This window comes from Geodermatophilus sp. SYSU D00758 (genome assembly GCF_054049955.1).
This window is the reverse complement of the sequence record NZ_JBJGYK010000061.1, coordinates 1-22844: the sequence shown is the minus strand read 5'-3', so window position 1 is coordinate 22844 and position 22844 is coordinate 1. Positions and strand designations below refer to the sequence as shown.

At 76.9% G+C, this 22844-nt stretch carries 25 protein-coding genes and 1 pseudogene; 16 read left to right on the top strand and 10 right to left on the bottom strand.

Going from position 1 to position 22844, the window contains the following annotated elements; all coding sequences use genetic code 11:
- Positions 1-197 precede the first annotated feature (197 nt).
- Both ACI8AC_RS23945 and ACI8AC_RS23940 read left to right on the top strand, forming a co-directional pair.
- Positions 198-1004 carry an ATP-binding cassette domain-containing protein gene (locus tag ACI8AC_RS23945; protein ID WP_456900355.1) on the top strand — a complete coding sequence of 269 codons (807 nt, stop codon included), beginning with the start codon at positions 198-200 and terminating at the stop codon, positions 1002-1004.
- Between the two features lie 10 nt (positions 1005-1014).
- On the top strand, positions 1015-2301 hold the full coding sequence (locus tag ACI8AC_RS23940; RefSeq protein WP_456900354.1) for a sugar ABC transporter permease: 1287 nt from the start codon (positions 1015-1017) through the stop codon (positions 2299-2301).
- Positions 2302-2398: 97 nt separating this feature from the next.
- Here the strand turns inward: ACI8AC_RS23940 and ACI8AC_RS23935 are convergent, their stop codons facing one another.
- Together ACI8AC_RS23935 and ACI8AC_RS23930 are read right to left on the bottom strand one after the other, a co-directional pair.
- Positions 2399-3586, bottom strand: coding sequence for an HRDC domain-containing protein (locus ACI8AC_RS23935; RefSeq protein WP_456900353.1), 1188 nt, complete (start codon positions 3584-3586; stop codon positions 2399-2401).
- A gap of 159 nt (positions 3587-3745) precedes the next feature.
- Positions 3746-4390 (bottom strand): DUF3000 domain-containing protein, encoded by a 645-nt coding sequence (locus ACI8AC_RS23930; RefSeq protein ID WP_456900352.1) that lies wholly within the window; start codon positions 4388-4390, stop codon positions 3746-3748.
- Positions 4391-4462: 72 nt separating this feature from the next.
- Between ACI8AC_RS23930 and hemE the strand changes: the two genes are divergently transcribed.
- From hemE to hemQ, 5 genes are all read left to right on the top strand, one after another.
- On the top strand, positions 4463-5518 hold the full coding sequence (hemE, locus tag ACI8AC_RS23925) for a uroporphyrinogen decarboxylase (protein ID WP_456900351.1): 1056 nt from the start codon (positions 4463-4465) through the stop codon (positions 5516-5518).
- Positions 5515-6879 (top strand): protoporphyrinogen oxidase, encoded by a 1365-nt coding sequence (gene hemG / locus ACI8AC_RS23920; RefSeq protein WP_456900350.1) that lies wholly within the window; start codon positions 5515-5517, stop codon positions 6877-6879. Before hemE ends, hemG begins: the two co-directional genes overlap by 4 nt.
- A gap of 75 nt (positions 6880-6954) precedes the next feature.
- Positions 6955-7911 (top strand): hypothetical protein, encoded by a 957-nt coding sequence (locus ACI8AC_RS23915; RefSeq protein ID WP_456900349.1) that lies wholly within the window; start codon positions 6955-6957, stop codon positions 7909-7911.
- Positions 7912-8001: 90 nt separating this feature from the next.
- On the top strand, positions 8002-8184 hold the full coding sequence (locus tag ACI8AC_RS23910) for a hypothetical protein (protein WP_456900348.1): 183 nt from the start codon (positions 8002-8004) through the stop codon (positions 8182-8184).
- Between the two features lie 79 nt (positions 8185-8263).
- Positions 8264-8995, top strand: coding sequence for a hydrogen peroxide-dependent heme synthase (hemQ, locus tag ACI8AC_RS23905; protein WP_456900347.1), 732 nt, complete (start codon positions 8264-8266; stop codon positions 8993-8995).
- 93 nt (positions 8996-9088) lie between these two features.
- Here the strand turns inward: hemQ and msrB are convergent, their stop codons facing one another.
- From msrB to ACI8AC_RS23885, 4 genes and pseudogenes are all read right to left on the bottom strand, one after another.
- Complete coding sequence (gene msrB, locus ACI8AC_RS23900) at positions 9089-9505, bottom strand: peptide-methionine (R)-S-oxide reductase MsrB (RefSeq protein WP_456900346.1); 417 nt, start codon at positions 9503-9505, stop codon at positions 9089-9091.
- Between the two features lie 41 nt (positions 9506-9546).
- Complete coding sequence (locus ACI8AC_RS23895) at positions 9547-9918, bottom strand: LuxR C-terminal-related transcriptional regulator (RefSeq protein ID WP_456900345.1); 372 nt, start codon at positions 9916-9918, stop codon at positions 9547-9549.
- A 65-nt stretch (positions 9919-9983) separates the two neighbouring features.
- Positions 9984-10130, bottom strand: a pseudogene (locus tag ACI8AC_RS23890) (response regulator); the annotation flags it as partial.
- Positions 10131-10198: 68 nt separating this feature from the next.
- Positions 10199-12238: a histidine kinase gene (locus ACI8AC_RS23885; RefSeq protein WP_456900344.1), complete on the bottom strand. Its 2040-nt coding sequence runs from the start codon at positions 12236-12238 to the stop codon at positions 10199-10201.
- 277 nt (positions 12239-12515) lie between these two features.
- Here ACI8AC_RS23885 and ACI8AC_RS23880 point away from each other — a divergent pair, with 277 nt between their 5' ends.
- Entirely contained in the window at positions 12516-13169 is a 654-nt protein-coding gene (locus tag ACI8AC_RS23880; RefSeq protein WP_456900343.1) for a hypothetical protein, read from the top strand.
- A gap of 63 nt (positions 13170-13232) precedes the next feature.
- Positions 13233-13694 carry a hypothetical protein gene (locus tag ACI8AC_RS23875; RefSeq protein ID WP_456900342.1) on the top strand — a complete coding sequence of 154 codons (462 nt, stop codon included), beginning with the start codon at positions 13233-13235 and terminating at the stop codon, positions 13692-13694.
- Between the two features lie 80 nt (positions 13695-13774).
- Here the strand turns inward: ACI8AC_RS23875 and ACI8AC_RS23870 are convergent, their stop codons facing one another.
- Positions 13775-13978: a cold-shock protein gene (locus tag ACI8AC_RS23870; RefSeq protein WP_117379342.1), complete on the bottom strand. Its 204-nt coding sequence runs from the start codon at positions 13976-13978 to the stop codon at positions 13775-13777.
- Between the two features lie 219 nt (positions 13979-14197).
- On the opposite strand from ACI8AC_RS23870, the gene ACI8AC_RS23865 reads away from it, so the two are divergent.
- A complete protein-coding gene (locus ACI8AC_RS23865; protein WP_456900341.1) occupies positions 14198-14407 on the top strand; it encodes a hypothetical protein in 210 nt (69 codons plus the stop codon).
- Positions 14408-14436: 29 nt separating this feature from the next.
- On the opposite strand, the gene ACI8AC_RS23860 is transcribed toward ACI8AC_RS23865, so the two are convergent.
- On the bottom strand, positions 14437-14835 hold the full coding sequence (locus ACI8AC_RS23860) for a hypothetical protein (protein WP_456900340.1): 399 nt from the start codon (positions 14833-14835) through the stop codon (positions 14437-14439).
- Between the two features lie 206 nt (positions 14836-15041).
- Here ACI8AC_RS23860 and ACI8AC_RS23855 point away from each other — a divergent pair, with 206 nt between their 5' ends.
- Complete coding sequence (locus ACI8AC_RS23855) at positions 15042-15212, top strand: CsbD family protein (RefSeq protein ID WP_456900339.1); 171 nt, start codon at positions 15042-15044, stop codon at positions 15210-15212.
- A gap of 354 nt (positions 15213-15566) precedes the next feature.
- Positions 15567-16283 carry a CPBP family intramembrane glutamic endopeptidase gene (locus tag ACI8AC_RS23850; protein ID WP_456900338.1) on the top strand — a complete coding sequence of 239 codons (717 nt, stop codon included), beginning with the start codon at positions 15567-15569 and terminating at the stop codon, positions 16281-16283.
- 11 nt (positions 16284-16294) lie between these two features.
- On the opposite strand, the gene ACI8AC_RS23845 is transcribed toward ACI8AC_RS23850, so the two are convergent.
- A complete protein-coding gene (locus tag ACI8AC_RS23845; RefSeq protein WP_456900337.1) occupies positions 16295-17437 on the bottom strand; it encodes an AraC family transcriptional regulator in 1143 nt (380 codons plus the stop codon).
- Between the two features lie 170 nt (positions 17438-17607).
- Here ACI8AC_RS23845 and ACI8AC_RS23840 point away from each other — a divergent pair, with 170 nt between their 5' ends.
- Entirely contained in the window at positions 17608-18012 is a 405-nt protein-coding gene (locus tag ACI8AC_RS23840) for a LuxR C-terminal-related transcriptional regulator (protein ID WP_456900336.1), read from the top strand.
- A gap of 143 nt (positions 18013-18155) precedes the next feature.
- On the opposite strand, the gene ACI8AC_RS23835 is transcribed toward ACI8AC_RS23840, so the two are convergent.
- Positions 18156-18410 (bottom strand): hypothetical protein, encoded by a 255-nt coding sequence (locus ACI8AC_RS23835; RefSeq protein WP_456900335.1) that lies wholly within the window; start codon positions 18408-18410, stop codon positions 18156-18158.
- 514 nt (positions 18411-18924) lie between these two features.
- On the opposite strand from ACI8AC_RS23835, the gene ACI8AC_RS23830 reads away from it, so the two are divergent.
- From ACI8AC_RS23830 to ACI8AC_RS23820, 3 genes are all read left to right on the top strand, one after another.
- A complete protein-coding gene (locus ACI8AC_RS23830) occupies positions 18925-21603 on the top strand; it encodes a LuxR C-terminal-related transcriptional regulator (RefSeq protein ID WP_456900334.1) in 2679 nt (892 codons plus the stop codon).
- A 190-nt stretch (positions 21604-21793) separates the two neighbouring features.
- The gene (locus tag ACI8AC_RS23825) at positions 21794-22180 is read left to right on the top strand and encodes a hypothetical protein (protein ID WP_456900333.1); all 387 of its coding nucleotides are present in this window, start codon (positions 21794-21796) and stop codon (positions 22178-22180) included.
- A gap of 169 nt (positions 22181-22349) precedes the next feature.
- Positions 22350-22844 (top strand): DUF7144 family membrane protein (locus tag ACI8AC_RS23820; protein WP_456900332.1); only part of this gene is annotated, 495 nt, incomplete at its 3' end.

Here is a 22844-nt window from a genome sequence, read left to right as displayed (position 1 = left end):
ATCCGAGAGCAACTCAGTGCCGATCTCTAACCCCCGCCACCCCCCGGCGCCCCGCACCCCCCCCCGCCCCCCCCCCCCCCCCGCGCCGTCCGCCCGGAGACCCCACCCACCCGGGGTCGCGGGGCCTCAGACTGGTCCCCTCGACCCGTCCTCGACGACCCCGGTCCGGGGTCACCCCCGCAGGAAGGACCCAGCAGGTGTCCGCACCGGAACGGACCTCGACCACCACGGCCCTCGAGCGCCCGACGCTCGGCCTGCGCGGGGTCAACAAGAGCTTCGGGGCCGTCCAGGTCCTGCACGACGTCCACCTCGACGTCTACCCCGGCCAGGTCACCGCGCTCGTCGGTGACAACGGCGCCGGAAAGAGCACCCTCATCAAGTGCATCGCCGGGATCCACCCCGTCGACTCGGGCACGATCGAGTTCGAGGGCCGCCAGGTGCAGCTGCACGGGCCGCGGGACGCCGCCCGCCTGGGCATCGAGGTCGTCTACCAGGACCTCGCGCTGGCCGACAACCTCGACGTGGTCCAGAACATGTTCCTGGGTCGCGAGCGCAAGCGCGGCGTCGTCCTCGACGAGTCCTCCATGGAGGAGGCCGCCCGAGACACGCTCACCAAGCTGTCGGTGCGCACCCTGAAGTCGGTGCGGCAGCTGGTGTCGAGCCTCTCCGGTGGCCAGCGGCAGACGGTGGCCATCGCCAAGGCCGTCCTCTGGGAGTCCAAGCTCGTCATCCTCGACGAGCCGACCGCGGCCCTGGGCGTCGCGCAGACCCGCCAGGTGCTCGACCTGGTGCGCCGGCTGGCCGACACCGGCCACGCCGTCATCTTCATCTCCCACAACATGGTCGACGTCTTCGAGGTCGCCGATCGCGTCGCCGCCCTGTACCTCGGCCGGGTGGCCGCCGACGTGCCCATCGACCAGGTCGACCGCACCCAGGTCATCGAGCTGATCACCGCCGGCCGGTCCGGCGACCTGGGCATCACCGGCAACGGCTCCGAGGACTGAGAGGACCGCGATGTCGAGCGAGACGGTCACCGCCGCGGAGGCCAGCGGCCCCGGCAGGCCCGCGGCCGGGTTCGAGGGCGACCAGCACGACGCCAGTCTCGCCGGTGCCGCCCGGGGGTACGTGGACAAGCTGCGGGCCGGCGATCTCGGCGCGCTGCCGGCCATCCTCGGCATCGTCGTGCTGGGCATCCTCTTCACGGTGCTGCGGCCGGACACCTTCCTGACCCCGCTGAACCTCACCAACCTGCTCACCCAGGCCGTGCCGATCACCGTGCTGGCGATGGGACTGGTCTTCGTCCTGCTGCTCGGCGAGATCGACCTCTCGGCCGGCGTGGTCAGCGGGGTCTGCTCCGCCGTGCTGGCCCAGATGCTGGTCCAGCTGGACGTGCCCTGGTACGTCGCCGTCCTCGCGGCGCTGGTCGTCGGCGCCGTGATCGGCCTGTTCACCGGCAGCCTCGTCGGTGTCATCGGGATCCCGTCGTTCGTCGTGACCCTGGCGCTGTTCCTGGGCTGGCAGGGCGTGACGTTGTGGTTGATCGGCCAGGGCGGCACGGTGCCGGTGCGCGACGACGTGATCGTCGGCCTGATCAACAGCAACCTGCCCGTCGTCTGGGGGTGGGTGCTCGCGGTCGCCATCGTGCTGGCCTACGCCGGTGTCGAGCTCTGGCGGTGGCGGTCGCAGCGGGCCCGCGGCCTGTCCCACCAGTCGCTGTCCCTGGTGCTGGCGCGGGTGGCGGTGATCGCCGCGGTCGTCATCGCCGTCACCGCGATCCTCAGCGTCGACCGGGCGCTGTCCCCGGCGATCGACCTCCTGGGCATCCCGTACGCGATCCCCCTGGTCGTCCTGCTCCTGCTCCTGCTCACCTTCGTCCTCGGGCGCACGAGCTTCGGCCGGCACATCTACGCGGTCGGCGGCAACGCCGAGGCGGCGCGGCGCGCGGGCATCGACGTCACCCGGATCCGGGTCAGCGCGTTCGTCATCTCCTCGACCCTGGCGGCGCTCAGCGGCATCTTCGCGGTGTCCCGCCTGAGCTCGGTGACGCCGGACGCCGGTGCCGGCAACACGCTGCTCTACGCCGTCGGCGCCGCCGTCATCGGTGGCACCAGCCTCTTCGGCGGGCGGGGCCGGGCTCGGGACGCCGTGCTCGGCGGCCTGGTCATCGCCATCATCGCCAACGGGCTGGGGCTGCTCGGCGTGCGTGCCTACCTGAACTTCATCATCACCGGCGGGGTCCTGCTGCTGGCCGCCAGCGTCGACGCCCTGGCCCGCCGCCGGGCGGCCACCGCTCGACGCTGACGCCCCTCCCTCCCGGGCACAGGGAATCTCTCCCCCCGTCGGCGGGCCGCGGACGCGGGGAGAGCTTCCCGCGCCGGATCTGTCAGTGCCGGGTCGCTCAGGCCGCGGTGACGGCGTCGGTCAGCGCGTCGAGGGTGAGCGCCACCTGCCACTCCCGCGCGCCGCCGGCGCGCAGCACGGCGGCCACGGCGTCGGGGTCCCGGGGCTCGGGCGGGGTCCACATCAGCCGGCGGACCAGGTCGGGGGAGAGGATGTTCTCGACCGGGACGGCGTGCTGCTCCGACAGCGCCGCCAGGGCGGCCCGGGCCTTCTGCAGGCGGGTGGCCGCGGCCGGGTCCCGGTCGGCCCAGCGGTTCGCCGGCGGGGGACCGTCCCCGGGGCGGCTGTGCGGGGGCAGCTCGGCCTCCGGCAGCGACCGGCCGCGGGCGAGCGCGCCGAACCAGGTGCCCACGAGCTTGCGGTTGGCCCGGCCCCGGAACACCGGCAGCTCCAGCAGGGCCGCCTCGTCGCGCGGGTCGGCCTGCACGGCCGAGACCATGGCGGCGTCGGGCAGCACCCGGCCGGGGGCCACGTCCCGCCGGCGGGCCAGCTCGTCACGGGCCTGCCACAGGGCGCGCAGCATGCCGAGCTGGCGGCGGTTGCGCAGCCCGTGCACCCCCGACGTGCGGCGCCAGGGGTCCACCCGGGGGGCGGGCGGGCCGGCGGCGAGGACGGCCTCGAACTCCTGGCGGGCCCACTCGGTCTTGCCCTGCTCCTCCAGCAGCGCGGCCAGCGCGTCGCGCAGCTCGACCAGGACCTCCACGTCCAGGGCGGCGTAGACCAGCCACTCCTCGGGCAGCGGGCGGGTGCTCCAGTCGGCCGCGGAGTGCCCCTTCTGCAGCGAGTAGCCCAGCAGCGACTCGACGACCGCGCCGAGGCCCACCCGCGGCAGCCCGGCCAGCCGGGCGGCCAGCTCGGTGTCGAAGATGCGGGTGGGCACCAGCCCGACCTCGGCCAGGCAGGGGAGGTCCTGGTTGGCCGCGTGCAGGACCCACTCGGCGTCGGCGATGGCCGCCTGGAGCACGGAGAGGTCGGGCAGCGGGACGGGGTCCACCAGCCCCGTGCCGGCGCCGGCGCGGCGCAGCTGCACCAGGTAGGCGCGCTGGCCGTAGCGGTAGCCGGAGGCCCGCTCGGCGTCGACGGCCACCGGCCCGGTGCCCGCGCGTAGCGCATCGGCGTAGTCGACCAGCGCGGTGGAGGTCTCGACGACGGGGGGCAGCCCGTCGCGGGGGGCCAGGAGCGGCACCGCCGGGGCGGTCTCCTCCTCCGGCGCAGTGCTGGGCTCGGTGCTCAGGGTGGTTCCCTTCCCGCAGGTCTGGCGCTCCGGCGCCGCACTCTCCGCGTCGGGCCGCGCGGGGGGCTGCCGGCGGGGGAACGTGCGTCGGCTCCCCCGGTCCCCCCGATGTTAGAGAGTGCCGTCGTCCCCGCCCTGACCGGGACCCAGCAGCCGCACCCCCGGCGGGGGCAGCCCGGCGGCGTTGCCGAGAACCTGCAGCCAGGCCTCGAGGTGCCGGTCGAGGGCGGCGTCGGCGGCGGTCCAGGACGCCCGGATCTCGACGTCCACGGTGTGCTCGGGGCCGGCCAGCTCGCCGAAGCGCGTGGACGCCGTCCGGGTCACCGTGCCCCCGACCGCGTGGTGGGCGGCGCCGGACTCGGTGAGCGCGTCGGTCAGCCAGCTCCAGGCGACCTCGGAGAACATCGCGTCGTCGACCATGTGCTCGTCGGTGCCGGCCGACAGGTAGCCGACGCAGCGGGTGGTGCCGGCCCAGGACTCGTGCCCGGCCGGGTCGTGCAGCACGACGAACCGCCCGGTGGCCACCTCGGCGTCGTCCCCGGCGTCGTCCCCGCCGTCGGGGTCGACGACGTGGAGGGCGACCGCGGCGGCGAAGGGCGCCAGCCGCTGCGGGGCGGGGATGGGCTCGATCCTGATCTCCGGGCGGGGGGCCACGCCGGCCAGCGACTCGAGGGCAGCCCGGAACTCCGCGGGTGGCGGGTCGCCGGCGCGCGCACCGGGACCGTGCCCGGCACCGGCCAGGCTGGTGGGCTCCACGTTCGCAGGGTAGGTGGCCGGGCGGCCCCGTGGCGCCGACGCGCCGCACCGGTTCTGGGAGGATCGGACGTCGTGACCCCCGCTGGCAACCCGACGTCCCCGCCCGCCGACTCCGACCTGGTGCGCGCCGCCCGGGGGCTGCCGGTGGCCCGCACGCCCGTGTGGTTCATGCGGCAGGCCGGCCGGTCGCTGCCCGAGTACCGGGCGCTGCGGGCCGGCACCAAGATGCTCGAGGCCTGCCAGGACCCCGACCTGGTCACCGAGATCACCCTGCAGCCGGTCCGCCGGCACGGGGTGGACGCCGCGATCCTGTTCTCCGACATCGTGCTGCCCCTGGTCGTGGCGGGGGTGGACATCGAGATCAAGCCCGGCGTCGGGCCGGTGGTGGCCCAGCCGGTGCGCACCGTCGCCGACGTCGACGCGCTCCCGCCGCTGGAGCCCGAGCGGCTGGCCTTCCTCGAGGTCGCCGTGCGCCGGCTGGTCGCCGAGCTGGGCCCCACCCCGCTCATCGGCTTCGCCGGGGCCCCGTTCACCCTCGCCACCTACCTCATCGAGGGCGGCCCGTCGAAGGAGCACGCCCGCACCAAGGCGTTCATGTACGCCGAGCCGGCGGCCTGGCAGCGGCTCCTGGAGCGGCTGGCGGTGTCGGCGACCACCTTCCTGCGCGCCCAGGTCGGCGCCGGCGCCTCCGCCGTCCAGCTCTTCGACTCGTGGGCCGGCGTGCTCTCGGCCGCGGACTACGCCGAGCGGGTGCTGCCGCACTCGCGCGCGGTGTTCGACGGGCTGGGGGAGCGCGACGTGCCGCGGATCCACTTCGGCGTCGGCACCGGCGAGCTGCTCGCCCTCATCGGCGACGCCGGGGCCGACGTGGTCGGCGTCGACTGGCGGGTACCGCTGGACGAGGCGGCCCGCCGCGTCGGCCCGCAGCGCTCGCTGCAGGGCAACCTGGACCCCGCCGTCCTGCTCGCCGACCGCGCCACCGTCGACCGCGAGGTGCGCCGGGTGGTGGAGCAGGGCCGGGCCGCCCGCGGGCACGTGTTCAACCTCGGGCACGGCGTCCTGCCGGAGACCGACCCGGGCGTGCTCACCCACGTCGTCGAGCTCGTGCACGAGCTGTCGGCCCGATGAGGCTGGCCGTCGTCGGCGCCGGGATCACCGGCCTGGCCGCGGCGTTCGAGTGGCACCGCCGGCGGCCGGACGACGAGGTCGTCGTCCTGGAGGCCGCGGACCGGGTGGGCGGCAAGCTGGACCGGGTCGAGCTGGCCGGGCACTGGTACGACACCGGCCCCGAGGCGGTGCTGGCCCGCGTGCCGGAGGCGGTCGGGCTGGTCGAGCGGCTCGGCCTGGCCGACCGGCTGGTGGCCCCGGCGACCACCCAGGCCTGCGTCGTCCTCCCGGACGGGCGGTACCGGCTGCCGCCGGGGACGGTGCTCGGCGTGCCGACCTCCGCCGACGGGCTCGACGGCGTGCTGACCCCGGCCGGCGTGGCGCGGGTCGCCGCCGAGGCCGGCCTGCCGCCGCTGCGGTGGGACGGCGACGTCGCGGTCGGCGGCCTGCTCCGGGCCCGGCTCGGCGACGAGGTGGTCGACCGGCTGGTCGAGCCGCTGCTCGGCGGCGTCTACGCCGGGCGGGCCGACGAGCTGTCCCTGGCGGCGACCATGCCGCAGCTCGCCGCCGCCCTCCCCGGGGCGCGGTCGGTGCTGGCCGCGGCCGCGGCCGCCCGGGACGCCGGCGCGGGCAGCCGGTTCGACCCGGGCACCCCGGTGTTCGCCACCGTCCGCGACGGCATCGGCGCGCTGCCGGAGGCCCTCGTCGCGGCCTCCGGGGCGGAGGTCCGGCTGCGCACGCCGGCGCACGGGCTGCGGCGGGTCGACGGCGGGTTCGAGCTGTCGGTGGGGCCCGCGGCGGCACCGGCCACCCTGCGGGCCGACGCCGTGCTGGTCACCGCGCCGGCGCCGAAGGCCGCCCGGCTGCTGGCCGACGTGGCGCCCGGCGCGGTCGACCCGCTGCGGGGCATCCCCTACGCGTCGATGGCCGTGGTCGCCATGGCCTTCCCCGCCCAGGACGTCGACGCCGGCTCGGGCCTGCTGGTCCCGCCGGTGACCGGCCGGCTGGTCAAGGGGGTCACCGTATCCTCGGCGAAGTGGCCGCACCTGGCCGCGGGCGAGCACCTGCTGGTGCGCTCGTCGGTGGGCCGGTTCCGGGACGAGGTGGAGCTGCAGCGCGACGACGCCGACCTCGCCGCGGCCGTGGTCGCCGACGTGGCCGACCTGCTCGGCCTGGACCGGCCCGAGCCGGTGGCCACCCGGGTGGTCCGCTGGGGCGGCGGGCTGCCGCAGTACCTGGTGGGGCACCCGGCGCGGGTGGCGGCGGTCCGGGCGGCGGTGGCCGAGGTCCCCGGCCTCGCGGTGGCCGGCGCCGCCTTCGACGGGGTCGGGGTCCCCGCCTGCATCCGGGACGCGTACCGGGCGGTCGACGCCCTGGCCTGAGGGGCGCCCTCGCCGGCAGGGCGGCCGGGTCGCGCTCCGGTTGCCGGGTGGCACGGCGCTGCGCAGGCTGGCGGCATGCTCGGCTCCCTGGCGCGGGGGCTGGCCGCGGGCGCGGCCGGCACCACCGTGCTCACCGCGGTCACCCACCTCGACGTGCTGCTGCGCGGACGCCCGTCCTCGGACCTGCCGGGCCGGGTGGTCGAGGCCGCGGCGGCGGCCGCCGGTCAGGACCTGCCGGGGCAGGGGGAGCGGGAGGAGCGCCGCGACGCCCTCGGCGCGCTCGCCGGCACCGCCACCGGGCTGGGCGTCGGCGTGCTGGCCAGCGCGGCGCGCTCGGCCGGCGTGCGGCTGCCGGCACCGCTGGGCGCGGCGGCGGCCGGGGCGGCCGCGATGGCCGCCAGCGACGTGCCCGCCGCCCTGCTGGGGGTCAGCGACCCGCGCACCTGGAGCCGGGAGGACTGGCTGGCCGACGTCGTCCCGCACCTGGCCTACGGCGCCACCGTGCAGACGGTGCTGGCCGCGGCGCCCACGCGGCGGGAGCGGCGGCGCCCGCTCACCCGCGCCGGGGCGGGGCTGACCGCCCGCGCCGGGTTGCTGGGCGTGGCCGCCGGGATGCGCAGCTCCCTGGGGGTCGCGGGCCCCGTGCTCACCACGCCCGGCCGGGGGCTGCTGACCCGCGCCGGGGCGCTGGCCGCGGTGGCGGGGGAGGTGGTCGCCGACAAGCAGCCGGAGACGCCGGACCGCACCGTCCCGCCGTCGGCCGCCGCCCGGCTGCTCGCCGGGGGCGTGGGGGCCACCCGGCTGGCCGCGCGGGAGCGGGCCAACGGTGCGCTGCCGCTCGTGGCCGGGGTGGCCGGCGCCGCCGCCGGTACCTGGGGCGGGGTGGCGTGGCGGCGGGCGGCCGGCCGGTGGCTCGACCCGCGGGCCGCCGCGCTGGTCGAGGACGGCGTCGCCCTGCTGCTGGCCGCGGCCGCCTGCCGCGCCGGGCGCCGGCCCCTCGTGGCGCCGCTCGTCCCGCTGCCCCGACCCTGACCCGGGCCGGGCGCGCGTCCCGGGCGCCGACGTGCCCGGCGCCACCCCGCTGCGGGGCATCCGCGACGCCGGTCCGTCGTTGACATCGAGGTGACCGTCCAGCACCACCCCGTCCACCAGATCCACGTCCCGTCCGCCCGACCCGCCCGCTGCCTGCGCCACCACGTGTGGATGGCGGCCTGCGACGACTGCCGCACCGCCCGGCTGCCCCGGCGGCGCGGCGGCAGTACCGGCAGCACCCCGGCCGGCAGCGCCCCGGCCGACGCCGGCTGACCGCACGCCGGCTGACCGCGGCGCCGGGTGTGACCGGCGCCGCGGCCCCGCCCGGTCGCCGGCGCGCGACAATGAGGCCATGAGCGAGCAGACCGACCAGCAGGCACCGGAGCAGCGCAGCACCGGCAAGCGGGCCAACGAGCTCAACGCCACGATCCGCTACACGATGTGGTCGGTGTTCCGGCTGGCCCGCCCGCTCGGTGAGGCGTCCCGCACGGCGCTCGCCGAGGAGGTGCAGGACCTGGTCGACGAGCTCGCCTGCAAGGACGTCGTCGTCCGCGGGGTGTACGACGTGGCCGGGCTGCGGGCCGACGCCGACCTCATGGTCTGGTGGCACGCCCCGGCCGCCGAGGCGCTGCAGGAGGCCTACACCCGGCTGCGCCGCACCGCGCTGGGCCGGCACCTGGAGCCGGTCTGGTCGCAGATGGCGCTGCACCGGCCGGCGGAGTTCAACCGCAGCCACATCCCGGCCTTCCTGGCCGAGGAGGAGCCGCGCCGCTGGGTGTGCGTCTACCCGTTCGTGCGCTCCTACGAGTGGTACCTGCTGCCCGACGAGGAGCGCCGGGACATGCTCAAGGAGCACGGCATGCAGGCCCGGCCCTACCCCGACGTCCGGGCGAACACGGTCGCCTCGTTCGGCCTCGGCGACTACGAGTGGCTGCTGGCCTTCGAGGCCGACGAGCTGCACCGCATCGTCGACCTGATGCGCGACCTGCGGGCCAGCCGGGCCCGGCGGCACGTGCGCGAGGAGATCCCCTTCTACACCGGGGCGCGCAAGCCGGTCGCCGAGCTGGTCGCCGACCTGGCCTGACCTCCCCCTCCCGGTGATCACGGAGTCCGGGAGCGACGCACCGGTGGGGCCCGGCGTGCCGCCTCCCGGACCCCATGATCGCGGGCCGGCCGGTCAGGCCTCGGCGGGCTCCAGGCGGATGGAGACGCTGTTGATGCAGTAGCGGTCGCCGGTGGGCGTCTGCGGGGCGTCGTCGAAGACGTGGCCGAGGTGGCTGTGGCAGGTGCCGCAGAGGACCTCGGTGCGGACCATGCCGTGGCTGCGGTCCTCGCGGAGCACGACGTTGTCCCCCGAGGTCGGCTCGTAGAACGAGGGCCAGCCGCAGTGCGAGTCGAACTTGGCCTCGGAGCGGAACAGCTCGGCACCGCAGGCGCGGCACGAGTAGACGCCCTGGGCCTTCGTGTCGACGTACTCGCCGGTCCACGGCCGCTCGGTGCCGGCCTGGCGGAGCACGGCGTACTCCTCCGGCGACAGCTGCGCGCGCCACTCGGCGTCGGTCTTCTGCACCTTGGGCTGCGAGGAGGTCGTCATGCTCCCGGCAACGGCGGCGCGGCGGGCGCCATTCCCCGGCGTCAGCGGCCCAGGCCGGCCTCCCGGGCCCGGACGATCGCCTGCGCCCGGTCGGTGACCTGCAGCTTGGTCAGCACGTTGGAGACGTTGTTGCGGACGGTCTTCGGCGACAGGTAGAGGGCGGCGGCGATCTGCGCGTTGGACCGCCCGGCGGCGACCAGGTCGAGCACCTCGCGCTCGCGGGCGGTCAGCTGCGGGAAGGCGGTCGTCGGCCCGGCCGGCCCGGCGGCGAAGAACTCCGCGATCCGCCGGGCCAGCGCCGCGCCGAAGACGGCCCCGCCGGAGGCGACCGTGGTGATCGCGCGGACCACCTCCTCCTGGTCGGCGCCCTTGAGCAGGTAGCCGCGGGCCCCGGCGCGGACCGCCGCGAACACCGTCCGTCGTCCTCGCTCATGGTCAGGACGACGACCCCGACGGACGGCGACTCCGCGGTGATCCGCCGGGTGGCCTCGATCCCGTCGAGCACCGGCATCTGCACGTCCATGACCACGACGTCCGGCTGCTCCTCGACGGCCAGCGCGACCGCCGCGGCGCCGTCGGCCGCGGTGCCCACGACCTCCAGCCCCGGGACCGAGCCGAGCAGCACCGCCAGCCCGTCCCGGTAGACGGGGTGGTCGTCGACCACGACGATCCGCAGCGGCTCCTCCGGCTCGGTCACCGTGCTCCTCCTCCGTCGGCGGGCAGGACCGCCCGCACCACCGTCCCGCCCTCGGCCGGGCAGGTCACCGTGCACCGCCCGCCGAGCTCGGCGGCCCGCTCCCGCAGGGACACCAGCCCCACGCCGGCCGCCCGGCCCGGGGCGATCCCCACGCCGTCGTCGGCGACCTCCACCGCGAGCGCCCCGTCCGCCCGCCCGAGCGCGACCCGCACCCGGGTGGCGGCGGCGTGCCGGGCCACGTTGGCCAGCGCCTCCGAGGCGATCCGGTAGGCCGCGACCTCCACGGCGGCCGGCAGGTCGGGCAGCCCGTCCGCCTCGACCGTGACGGCCACCCGCGGGGCCAGCAGCCGCTCGGCCTGCTGGCGGACCGCACCGGCCAGGCCGAGGTCGTCGAGCGCCGGCGGGCGCAGGTCGTGCACCAGCCGGCGGACGTCGGCCAGGGCGGCGGCGACGTCGTCGCGGGCCTGCCGGAGCAGCCGGTCGGCGTCCTCCGGCCGGTGCGCGGCGAGGTTCCGGGCGGTGTCGATGCGCAGCACGACCGCGCCGAGCGACGGGCCGAGCCCGTCGTGCAGGTCGCGGCGCAGCCGGCGGCGCTCCTCCTCGCGGGCGCCGACCAGCAGCTCCCGGCTGGCCTGCAGCTGGGCGGCCAGCGAGCCGGCCCGGGCGGCCGCGGCGGCCTGGCGGACGACGTCGGCCAGCAGCCGCTCGTCCCGGGTCACCAGCTGCGCGCGCACCCCCCGCCCCGGCAGCAGGAGGCGGCCGACCTCCTCGTCCCGGTAGGCGATCGGCAGCGACCGGACCTCGGCCGGCCGGCGCCCGCTCTCCGCGACCAGCTGCGCGCCGTCGGCCGCGTCGACCTCGACACCGACGTAGGGGACGCGGAAGGCCTCGGCCACCCCGGCGGCGACCGCCAGCAGCTGCCCCTCCGGGGTGTCGGACCGCTCCAGCCGCTCGGCCAGCCCCGAGACGACCCGGTACGGGTCCTCCCGCTCGCCGAGCACCCACCGGCGGACCAGCCGCCACAGGGGGTCGCGCAGCGGCACGTAGACGAACGCGACCAGCAGCAGGGTGACCAACGTGGCGTCCTGCTCGCCGAAGGCGTCCCCGAGCAGCGCGCCGGCCGCCGCGAGGACGGCGAGGTCCAGCAGCACGACCGCGACGGCCAGCCCGCCGTAGACGAGGGTGCCGCCGAGCAGCCGGTCGATGTCGACCGCGTGCGGGCGGAGGATGCCGACGGCCACCGCCACCCCGGTGAGGGTCACCGCCAGGCTGAGCGCGAGAGACGCCTCGTCGCCCGGCACGAACAGCGTGCCGACCATGACCAGCAGGTCCACGACCGCTGCCCACAGCAGCCAGCGCATCCGCCGCCGGGCCTCGCCGGCGGCGCGCCGGTAGCGGGTCACGACCGCGACGACGGGGACCACGACGCCCAGGACGGCGGCGGGGAAGGCCAGCCGCAGCAGCGGCAGGGCGATGCCCTCCGGGAGCGGCAGGCTGGTGGGATCGAGGTCGAGGGACCGGTAGAGCTCCGGCGTCTCCGTGCCGGCCCGGGCGTCGGCGATCTCCGAGGGGACCACCAGCAGCAGCGTCGGGAGCAGCGCGGTCGACGCCAGGCTGAGCACGGCCGCCGGCCGCCAGCGCCCGGCGGGCAGCCGACCGTCGGGGTAGAGCAGCAGGAGCAGCGGCAGGCCCAGCAGCAGCCAGGCGCCGAACCGGTTGACGAACCAGAACGACGCCGAGGCCCCCGCCAGTGGTGGGTGGTGCTGCAGCGCGAACGTCAGCCAGGACTGGGCGAGGCCGTCGGCCGCCCACAGCAGCCCGGTGCCACCCACGACCCAGGAGACGGGGTTGCGCGGTGCCCGGCGCAGCAGGAGGGCGGCGGGGACGGCGAGCCCCATGCCCGGCAGGCCGGCGACCCATCCCGGGCCGGCCGCGGCGGCGGCGCGGGCGGCGTCGGGGGTGAGGGCGTCGAGGACGGCCGCCCCGAACGCGCAGAGGACGGTGACCGCCACCAGGGTCCCGCCGAGGAGTCGCACAGGCGCGGGGACCTCCGGACCCGGCTCCGCCGGGCACGACGGGAGGGCCGGCTCCGGGGCCGCGGGTCCGTGCCCGGTCACCGGAGCAGGGGTGTGCACGCGGGGATCCTCGCCCGCCGCCGTCCCGCCCGTCACGAGGCAGGCGTCCCGTGTCGCCCGGGACGGCGACGGGGACCGGATCCGGGGCGGTCCGCCCTGGGCGCCCGGGACGCCGCACCGAGACGGTTCTCCCAGGCGGTGCGCACGGCACCGCGACCCACGAGACCCGGGAGACGAGATGTCCCTCCGCACCACCCCCACCCCCGCTCGCACCGACGCGGCCGGGTCGGTCCCCGCCACCGCGGTCGCCCGGCCTCCGATCACGACCCGCGGGGTCCGCCGCGCCGGCGTCGCGCTCGCCGTGGGCACGACCGCCTACGCCGGGGTCATGCTCGTCTACGGCTTCGACGGGCCGGCCGGCTGGCAGAACGTCCTCTACGAGCTCTGCGGCCTGGCGTTCCAGGCGGGCCTCGTCGCGCTGGTGTGGGTGCAGCTGCGCACCGGCGCCACCGGGACCGGGCGCCTGGCCCGCTCCTTCCTCCACCTGGAGCACGTCCTGCTGGGCCTCGCCATGGTCTCCACGCTGTCCTACGCGCTCCTGCCCCAGTACAAGGACGAGGCGTGGTCCCTGGCGCTGGACGCGTTCTGGCCGCTGTCGATGATGGGCATGTTCTTCATCGGCATCCGCATCGCCGTCGCCGGTCGCTGGACCGGTGCCGCCCGGTGGTGGCCGCTGGGCGCCGAGAGCTGGGCGCCGGTCAACATCCCGATCGCGCAGGCGCTGCCGGGCCTGGCCGTGTACCTGGCCCCCACCCACCTCCTGCTCGGGTACGCCGGGCTGGGCGTCCTGCTGGCCCTCCGGCCCGAGCTGACCGGCGCCCGCGACCGCTGACGACCCCGGTGCCCCGCCTCCCTCCCGGGGGGCGGGGCGCCGGTCGTGCCGGAGACTGGGAGCGTGAGCGCACCCGACCGACCCCTGCCCGACGTCTGGTTCACCCGCGACCTGCCGGTGCTGCGGGCGATCGCCCGGCTGGTCGACGAGCCGCGCTACGGGGGCGCCCCCTACCTCGGCCAGGTGGTGCCGGCCAGCGGCCTGCCCAAGCCGCAGGTGGTCTCCGCCGCCCGGGCGCTGGTGGCCGCGGGCTACGTGGAGGCCCTCACGAACTACGCCGGCGAGATCGTCCGGTTCACCGGGATCACCGCCGAGGCGCGCCGGCTGGCCGGGCTCTGGCCCACGCCGCAGGGGGAGTGGGAGCGGCTGCTCGAGCAGCTGGCCGCGCGGGCCGCGAACGCGCCCAGCGAGGTCGAGCGGGCGCGCTGGCGGGCGATGGCCGAGGCCGCGCAGGCCGTCGGGCCGCAGGACGGCGCCCTGCTGATGTCCGCGCTCATCGGCGGGTACGTACCCCGGGCGCGCTGAGGACCGGGCCGACCCGGCCGCGGACGCGCAGCGCCCCCGCCCGGTAGACCCGGACGGGGGCGCTGTCGTGGCTCAGGTGGTCAGAGCGGGTTGACGTTCGCCGCCTGCGGACCCTTCTGGCCCTGCTCGATGTCGAACGAGATCCGCTGTCCCTCGTCGAGCGAGCGGTACCCGCTGGTCTGGATGGACGAGTAGTGGACGAAGACGTCCGGCCCACCACCGTCAGGGGTGGCGAAGCCGAACCCCTTCTCCGCGTTGAACCACTTGACTGTTCCTTCGGGCATTCCGCGCTCCTAGCTGAGGTGGTGCATCGGGGTCCTGCCACTGCACAGGGCCTTCCCGACGCCGACGACCCTAGTGGTCCTCGGCCTGCTCGTGGCAAGGCGGGTGCACGGCGGTTCTTGCGGTGATGCTGCGGCGGCCGCGCGCAGGGCCTGCGGGAGGGGCGCGAGCGTGGACGGCGGCCGGGGAGCCCGGCTGCCGCAGCCCCCGAGGAGCCCGCCGTGAGCACCCACCCGATCGCCCTGCGCGACGTCGAGGACCTGGCCGAGGCCGACCTGGAGGACGAGCTCACCGAACGGCTGGCCGACCTCGCCGCGGCCCTGGCCGCTGCCGACGCGGTCACCGTGGCCGGCGCCGTCCGTGCCGGAGCCGCCGCCGCGCTGCTCGCGCACGACCTCGACCACCGCGCGGCCTTCCTCGCGCTGGGCTGACCCGACCGCGCCGGTCCCGGCCGGCCCGGTCAGAGCAGGCGGCCGGGGCGCTCCGGGAACGGGCGGCTGCCCGTGGGGTAGGCCGCCTCGGCGACGTCCGGGACCGGGTACGCCGAGTGCCCGGCCGGCAGCGCCGCCCGCGGTCGCCAGGAGCGGACGGTGATCGGGCCGGTCTCCGGCTCGACGGCCGGCCGGGCCGCGTCGTCCACGACGGCCAGGCGCTCCCGGCGCTGCGCGCGCCGGCGCCGCAGACCCACGTCGCCGCCGACCAGGACCGCGCTGACGACGGCCACGGCGAGGCAGGCGTCGGTGATCGCGGCGGCCACGTCCAGGGCGGTCAGCCGCGGCCAGCCGACCTGCTCCAGCTGGTACCCGACCAGCTCGACGAGGACGTAGAGCAGGCCGTACACGACGAACGAGACCCGCATGCCCACCCTCCCCCGTCACGGCCGGCGCTCCCGACGCCCTGCCATCGACCGCGGCCGCCCGGCCCTGGAGGGGACGTCGCGCGCCCGCGGGAGCGGGTCACCCGCACGGGTGAGCACGGTGGCCCGGCCGGTGCCCGACGGCTGCCGGGGGCGCCGGTCGCGGCCGGGTCGCGGGTGAGGAGTCCGCCGGTGGGTACTGCCCGGAGATGAGCGGGATGGACAAGATGAAGAACAAGGCCGAGGAGCTCAGCGGGCAGGCCAAGGAGGCCACGGGCCGGGCGACCGGCGACGAGGACCTGCGTGCCGAGGGGAAGGCCGACCAGGCCAGCGGGAACCTCAAGCAGGCCGGCGAGAAGGTCAAGGACGTCTTCAAGTAGTCCGACCTGCCGCACCGGGAACCGGCCCGGGGCGGAGCCGCCGGCTGGGGACCAGCCGGCTCCGGGGGACCGGAGCGGGTCCGGGCCGGACCGTCGTGGATGCGCTCGGCGTGCTCCTCGGCCCGCAGCCGGTCGGGCGCGTGGACGGCGGCCGGTGGGCCGCGGTTCATCCTCCCGGTGGGAGTGGGGGACCCCGGAGGGCTCCTAGCGTCGTGCCCCGACGAGGGGCAGGCGGGCCGGCGGAACCGGCGGCGGAGCGCAGTCGCCGGGACGGACGCCGCACCGACGCCCGCCGGCGCGGCGGCTGCTCGGCCGGGGCGGGCACCCGGCCGCAGGAGGCGGAGGTGGGCACGGGTGACCAGGTCCGCCGCCCGCCGCGCGCGCCACCGACTGGTCTCCGGCGGCGTGGTGGTCGCGCTCGCGGCGCTCCACGTGGCCGACCAGGTGCTCCACCCGCCCTGGTGGGTCCGCGCGCTGGGAGCGGCCGGCCTCCTCGCCTGGGCCCGCTGGGACGGGCTGACCTGGTCGCAGCTCGGGCTGGGCCGGGACCGCCTGGGAGCGGGGCTCCGGTGGGGTCTGGGCGCGGTCGCCGTCGTCGCCGGCGTCTACGTGGTCGGTCTGCTCCTGCCGGCCACCCGACCGGCGTTCCAGGACGTGCGCTACGACCTGCCCGTCGTGGCGGCGCTGGAGAAGGCCCTCGTCGTCATCCCGCTGGGCACGGTGGCGTTCGAGGAGCTCGCGTTCCGGTCGGTCCTCTGGGCGGTCCTCGCGCGGCACCTGCGGCAGTGGCAGGTCCTGGTCACGACCTCGGTCCTCTTCGGGCTGTGGCACGTCCTCCCCTCGCTGGACCTGGGCGAGACCAACCGCGGGGTGTCGGGCGCCGTCGGTGGAGCGGGGAGCGCGGCCGTCGTCGCGGCCGCCGTCGCGTTCACCGCGGTCGGCGGGCTGGTCTTCGGCGAGCTGCGCCGGCGCAGCGGGAGCGTGCTCGCCAGCGTGGCCGCGCACTGGGCCACCAACGCCCTCGGGGTGCTGTTCGGGCTGGTGGCCTGGCGCCTGGACCAGCAGGGCTGACCGGGCCCGGCTCACCCCGGCGAGCTCTCCTCGGGTGAGGTGTCCCCGGGTGCGGTGCCGCCCCGTGACCCGTCGCGGGCCGTCCTCCGCCATGCCGTGGGGCTCATGCCGAACTGCCGGCGGAACCACCGAGAGAAGGCACTGGGCGCGCTGAACCCCAGCAGCTGCGACACCTCGGTCAGCGAGTAGCGGTCGCTGGGCAGGTAGCGCTCGGCGAGGCGTGCCCGGGTCGCGTCCAGGACCGAGGAGAAGGTCTCGTGCCGCTCGGCCAGGTGCCGCTGGAGCTCCCCCGGGCGGACGCCGAGCAGCCGGCTCACCCGCGCCATCGACTGGCGCCCGAGCGGCAGCAGGAACTCGACCACGTCCGCCACGTCCGTCGGGTGCACGGTCGCGGGGGGAACGGTCGTGGGGTGCACGGCCGCGGGGTGCACGGCCGCGGGGTGCACGGTCACGGGGAGCGCGGTCGGGGCGGGCACCTCGGGGGCCACCACCGTGCGGAGGAAGAGCTGGGTGTACGGCCGCACCGAGGCATCGGCCGTGACCACCCGGGTGCCGAGGTCCTGGGCCGGGAAGGTCAGAGCGGTGTACTGGCGGGCGAAGACCACGCCGGGGCCGAAGAGCCGGTGCCACGGTGCCGGGTCCGCGGGCGGGGGGCGGGCGAAGACGGCGGACATGGGCCCCCAGTCGCTGCCCACCAGGGTCCGGACGACGCCCACGATCGCCGCCATGGCCAGGTCCAGCGCCTGGTCGTGCGGTGCCGGTCCACCGAACTCGAGCCAGACCTCGACCACCGCGAGGTCGCCGTCCTCCCGCAGCCGCAGGTGCAGCGCCTCGTTGTAGACGTGCGCGTGCGTGGCCAGGAGGTGCAGCGCGCCGCGCAGGTCGGGTTCGTCGCGGACCACGACGCTCACGGGCCCGAGGGTGCCGAGCGTGCGGGCCCGGGCCAGGCGCAGCCCGAAGTCCGGGCAGCCGGACTGCTGCGCGGACACGTCGAGGAGCCGGGCCGCGGGCGCGGCCGGGACCCAGCGGTCGCGCACGTCGAGGTCGGCGAGGTCCAGCCCCACCTGCGCCATCAGGACCGCCGGGTCGAGCCCGAGCGATCGGGCCAGTTCGGCGTAACCGGTGAGGGTGGCCGTGCGGATGCGAGGAAGCATCGGGGAACTCCTCCGCGCCGGGCGAAAGGGTAAGGGCCCAGATCTCGTCGGTACAGCCCGGTGGGTGCGCTGCCTCCTAGCGTGGGGGCGGTCGGCCCGGACCAGTCCGGGGCGATCCGGCACGGCGGCCCGGGCCGCACCCGAACGCGCACGAGGACGCGGAGGTCCCGATGACCGGTGAGCACCTGCCCCTCCCCGCCGTCCCTCCCGCGCTCGCGCTGCCGGTGCCCCGCCGCCCGGTGCCACCGGCGGTCCGGCCCGGCGACCGGGCCGACTCCCCGCTGCGCGAGCGGGACGGACCGGTCCCCGAGCAGCGGCAGCAGGGGGACGGCCCCGGCGGTGCGGTCGCTGCGGCGGCGCTGAACAGCCGCGACCTCGAGGTGCTCCGCTGCCTGGGACAGGGGCGGTCGACGACCCAGATCGCGTCGACCCTCTCCGTGTCGAGGAACACCGCCCGCACGAGGATCCGGCGGGTGCAGGCCAAGCTGGCGGTCGACGGCAGGGCGGCCGCGGTGCAGGCGGCCCGGGACCTCGGGGTCCTCGCCGTCCTGCCCCGGTGCAGCGCCGTCGGCTGAGGCCGGACCAGCGCCCCGGTGGCACACTCGTCTGACCCCCGCCAGGCGGACGACGGAGGGCCCCGCAGGTCCGTGGTGCGGTCGCCTGGCGGGGCCCGCCCGCGGGTCCGCCGGCACGGAGGTCCCCCAGGGCCCGGAGGTGGTCACCGCGGCCGGTCGCGACGGCCGGGGGGCCCGGCCGCCCCGTCGACCGCGGTCGGCGAGGCCCGGTGCACGACGGCGTGGCGGTACTCCAGCAGTGCGTTCAGGTGCTCCTCGGCGCGTGTCAGGAGGTCGAGGTTCGCGCGGTTGCCGGTCCTCGCCGCGGAGGCCCGCGCTGACCGGAGATCGGTGAAGGCCTCGATGATGAGCCGGTCGAGGACGGCGAACTCGTCCAGGGGCGGTGCGGGCGCTGTCATGGTGATCCCCCCGCGGCTGGTCGTGTCGGGGTCTCTCCCGGGTCGAGCGGGTCCTCCGGACGTCGCTCGACCCGAGCGTGCCGCCGGTCCGGCCCCGCGGCATCGTCCTCGGCGGACGACCGGCGCCGTTCGGTCCCCCGCGCGGACGACCGGCGCCGTTCGGTCCCCCGCGCGGACGACCGGCAGGATCGGCCGCCGGGGGCGCGGCGCCCTCACCCTGTGCGGACGAAATCTCACCCGGTACGGGTGAGACCGCAACACAGGGGTGCGGCAGCACGCTCATCCGGCAGCCCGTCCGGCGTCCGGAGCGGCGTCCTCGGGGGCACGACCTCCGCGCGGAGGAAAGGCCCCCGGGGACGCGACCTCGGACCCTGACCGGTGGACGGGCCGACGCCGAGGGTGGTCGTGCGGACTCTCGGGGGAACCGCCGGCCGCGGCCGGGACGCCACGGGCGTGCAGAACTGGGAAGACGCGGGAGTCACGCATGACGAGACCGTCGACGGTGAGAGGCCCGGTGGCGCTGACGAGGCCGGCCGGTGCGCCCGGCCGCCACGGCGTGGCACTGCTGGGGTCGAAGCTCGCCCCGCCCGAGCCGGCCCACGCCACCGTTCTCCGCCGGCGCCTGGTGGACCTCCTGACCACGCACGTGCATCGGTCCCCGGTCACACTCGTCAGCGGTCCCGCGGGGTCGGGCAAGACCGTCCTGGCGTCGTCCTGGCGGCAGGGCCGGGGTGCGGGCAGGCCGGTCGCCTGGCTGACCCTCGACGCGTACGACGACGACCCCGCCCGTTTCTGGGGCTACGTGGTCGAGGCCCTGACCCGCGCCGGCGTGCAGTGGTCCGAGGTGCCCGCGCTGGTCCCCGGTGAGCCGCCGGGTGCCTCCTTCGTCCCGCGCGTGGTGGCCGACGTCGCCTCGTCCGCCCGCCCCGTCGTGCTGGTGCTCGACGAGGCCGACCACCTGACCGACCGGTCCGTCCTCGCCGGCCTCGACCTGCTCGTCCGGCAGGCCGGCAACCGGTTCCGGCTGGTGCTGTGCGCCCGGTCCGACCCGCTGCTGCCGCTGCACCGGTACCGGCTCGACGGCACGCTGGCGGAGATCCGCAGCGACCAGCTCGCCTTCACCGCGGCGGAGACCCGCGACCTGCTCGCCGCGATGGGTGTCCCGGTGACGGCGGAGGTCGCGCGGGACCTGTGCGCGGAGGCGGAGGGCTGGGCCGTGGGCCTCCGGCTCGCCGCCGCGCCGCTCAAGCGGGGGGTGCCGCCCGAGCGGCTGGTCACGTCGCTGGCGCACGACGACGGCAGCGTGGCCCAGTACCTGTTCGCGGAGGTCCTGGAGGGGCAGCCGGCCACCGTCCGGCGCGTCCTGCTCCGCACGAGCGTGACCTCCGAGCTGTGGCCCGACCTGGCCGACCGGCTCTGCGGCCGCCGCAACAGCCGGCGCGTCCTCGCCGGGCTCGCGCACGCCAACGCGTTCGTCGAGGAGTCCCCGGGCGCGCCGGGCGGCCTGCGCGTCCACCCCCTGTTCCGGGAGATGCTGCAGGTCCAGCTGGCCTACGAGCACCCCGACGAGGTCGCCGGCCTGCACCGGACCTGCGCGGAGTGGTACGCCGCGGCCGGCCGGGCCCAGGAGGCGGTCGGGCACGCCGTGGCCGCCGAGGACTGGGTCTTCGTCAGCCGCCTGCTCATCGACGACCTGCTCGTCCCGCGCCTGCTGCTGCACGGGACGGACGCGGCCGTGCGCGGGTTGCAGTTGCTCCCTGCGGGGCTACGCGGTGCCGAGGCCGCGGTGGTCCGGACCGTCGTCGCCCTCGTCGCGGGCAGCTCCCCGGCGCCGGCCGACCTCGCCGCGACGGTGCGGGCCCAGGAGGAGGGGAACCGGCTGCCGTTGCGCATCTCGGCGACCCTGGCCTCCCTGAGCGCGAGCGCGGCCTCCCTGGGCGCGAGCGCGGCGACGGACGTCGCGATCGCGACGCTGCTGCCCCGCCTCGACGCCGCGGCCGCCCTGATCGCCGAGCTCTCCGACCAGGAGCACGGGGCGCGGAGCGCGGGCACGGCCGTGCTGAGCCACCTCCGCGCGCAGGCGGTCCTCGGGAGCGATGCTCCCTCGCGGCCGCTGCTCGCCGCGGTGCGCGCGACGGCGAGCGCGGCGCAGCACGCGGGCTCCCGCGGGCTCCGTTGCTGGGCGACCGGCCGACTCGCTCTCCTGGAGGCGCTCGAGGGGCACCTGACCCGGGCCGTCCAGCTCGCGCTGGAGGCCGAGACGCTGGCCACCGAGGACGGCGCCGAGGAGGCGGTGCGCGACCCCGCCGCCGCGACGGCCCTGGCGTGGGTCCACCTCCGCCGCTACTCGCTGGTCGAGGCGCGGGAGTGGCTCGGGAGGGCCCGCGCCCGGGAGCGGTCGGCCCGGCCGGGGACGGTCGGGTCCGGCCCGCTGCAGGCGGTGCTGCAGGGCCAGCACTTCCGCATGCGGCACGAGTACGAACTCGCGGAGCAGGCACTGCGTCCCCACCTGGAGGGGCCGCCCCTGCCGCGCTGGGTCGCCGAGCAGGTCGTCACCGAGGTGGTCCGGCTGGCGGTGGCCCGGGGGCACGTGGCGGACGGGCTCGCCATCCTCCGCGACAGGGGTCGGGACGAACCGTGGAGCCGGCGCCTGCAGGCGTCGGTCGGCCTCATCGGCGGCGACGGAACGGTCGACGTGCCACCGGACGAGCGGTTTCGGGGATCGCCCGCGCAGGTCGTCGAGTCGACGGTCGTCCGGGCCTGCCAGCTGGTGGAGAGCGGCGACGTGGCCGCCGCGGCCGACGAGCTGGCAGCGGCGCTCGAGATCGCCCGCCCCGAGCTCCTCCGCTGGCCGTTCGTCGACACGCCACCGCAGGCGCGCCGCCTGCTGCGCACCCACCCCCGGCTGCAGGCCCCCGGCCGGTGGCTCAACCCGTCGAGCGGGGCGCGGCCCGCCGGTGGCGGTGAGCGGGCCGCGGGTCCGCCGGAAGCCGAGGTGGTGCAGGAGCTCAGCGACCGCGAGACGGAGGTCCTCCGTCACCTGGCCGAGATGCTCTCCACCGCCGAGATCGCGGCGACGATGTTCATCTCGGTCAACACGGTCCGGACGCACATCCGGAGCATCTTGCGCAAGCTGGCCGTGAGCCGGCGCAGCCAGGCGGTCCGGAAGGCCCGGGAGCGCGGACTCCTCTGAGGTTGCCGCGCAGCATCGTGCGCAGCGGGTGAGGCGCCCGTCCGTCCCGTCCTGCACGGTCGCGATCGGAACGACCCGCAGAACGGGACCGCGGTCGACGGCCCACCTCGGAGCCGTGGTCCCTGCGTCGGCGCGGCAGTGGTGGAGGTCGATGGCCATGGCAGGAGCTCGAGCCCGGTACGAACTCCGCGTGGCGAGCCACCTGAGCAGGGCCATGCTCTCCGCCTTCCGCGTCCGGGTGTGGCCGACCGTCGTGCCCCGCCACACGCTGTACCGGCTCCGGATCCCGGCCGACCGGGACCTCCCCGAGGTGCTGGACCGGCTGATGGAGAGCGACGTGCAGGTCCTGGAGATCCGCCGGTGCCCGGAACCGCCGCGCCGCGGTGGGGGCCGGGCGCCGACCGGGCCGGAGGAGGCACCACCGGCGGCGGCGGACCCCACCACGGCAGGGGACGGCGTCGTCCTCCCCTTTCCAGCGGCGATGGGACCCGACCGGTCGGAGGGCGACCCCCTGCCCGGCCCGCGCCCGCCCACGCGGCCGGGACCGGGCGCGGCGCAGGAGCCCTCGGCCGGTTGAGCCCGTCCACCCGACCGCCGGCGCACGTCCCGGCCGCTGCCTCTCACTCACGGCGGACGATGCCGGCTCCCCGGCGTCGCCCGAGGCTGTCGGGCGCAGGCCATCAGACTCCCGCCTCGCGGCCTCCCACCAGGGGCGGCCGGGGTGGGCAGACCCGGAGGACAGGGACATGACCGACACCTCGCACCGCGGCTCCACCGAGACCGGCCGCACGTACGGCGAACCGCCCACGGCCTGGGCGGGATGGGTCGTCTTCGCCGGCGTCATGCTGATCACGCTGGGTGCCTTCCAGGTCATCCAGGCGCTGGTCGCCCTCTTCGACGACGGCTTCTACGCCGTGACGTCCGAAGGGCTCGTGGTGGACGTGGACTACAACACCTGGGGCTGGATCCACCTCGTCATCGGCATCGTCGCGGTGCTGACCGGCGTGGGGCTCCTGGCGGGGAACACGGTGGCCCGCGTGGTCGGCGTCGGGATCGCCGTGCTGAGCGCGCTGGCGAACCTGGTGTTCATCTCGGCCTACCCGTTGTGGTCGACCATCGTGATCGCCCTCGACGTCATCGTGATCTACGCGATCATCGTCCACGGCCGGGAGGTCAAGGCACACCCGGTGACCAGGTCGCCGACGGCCAGCAGCAGCCGGGTGGTGTTCTGGCCGACCCGG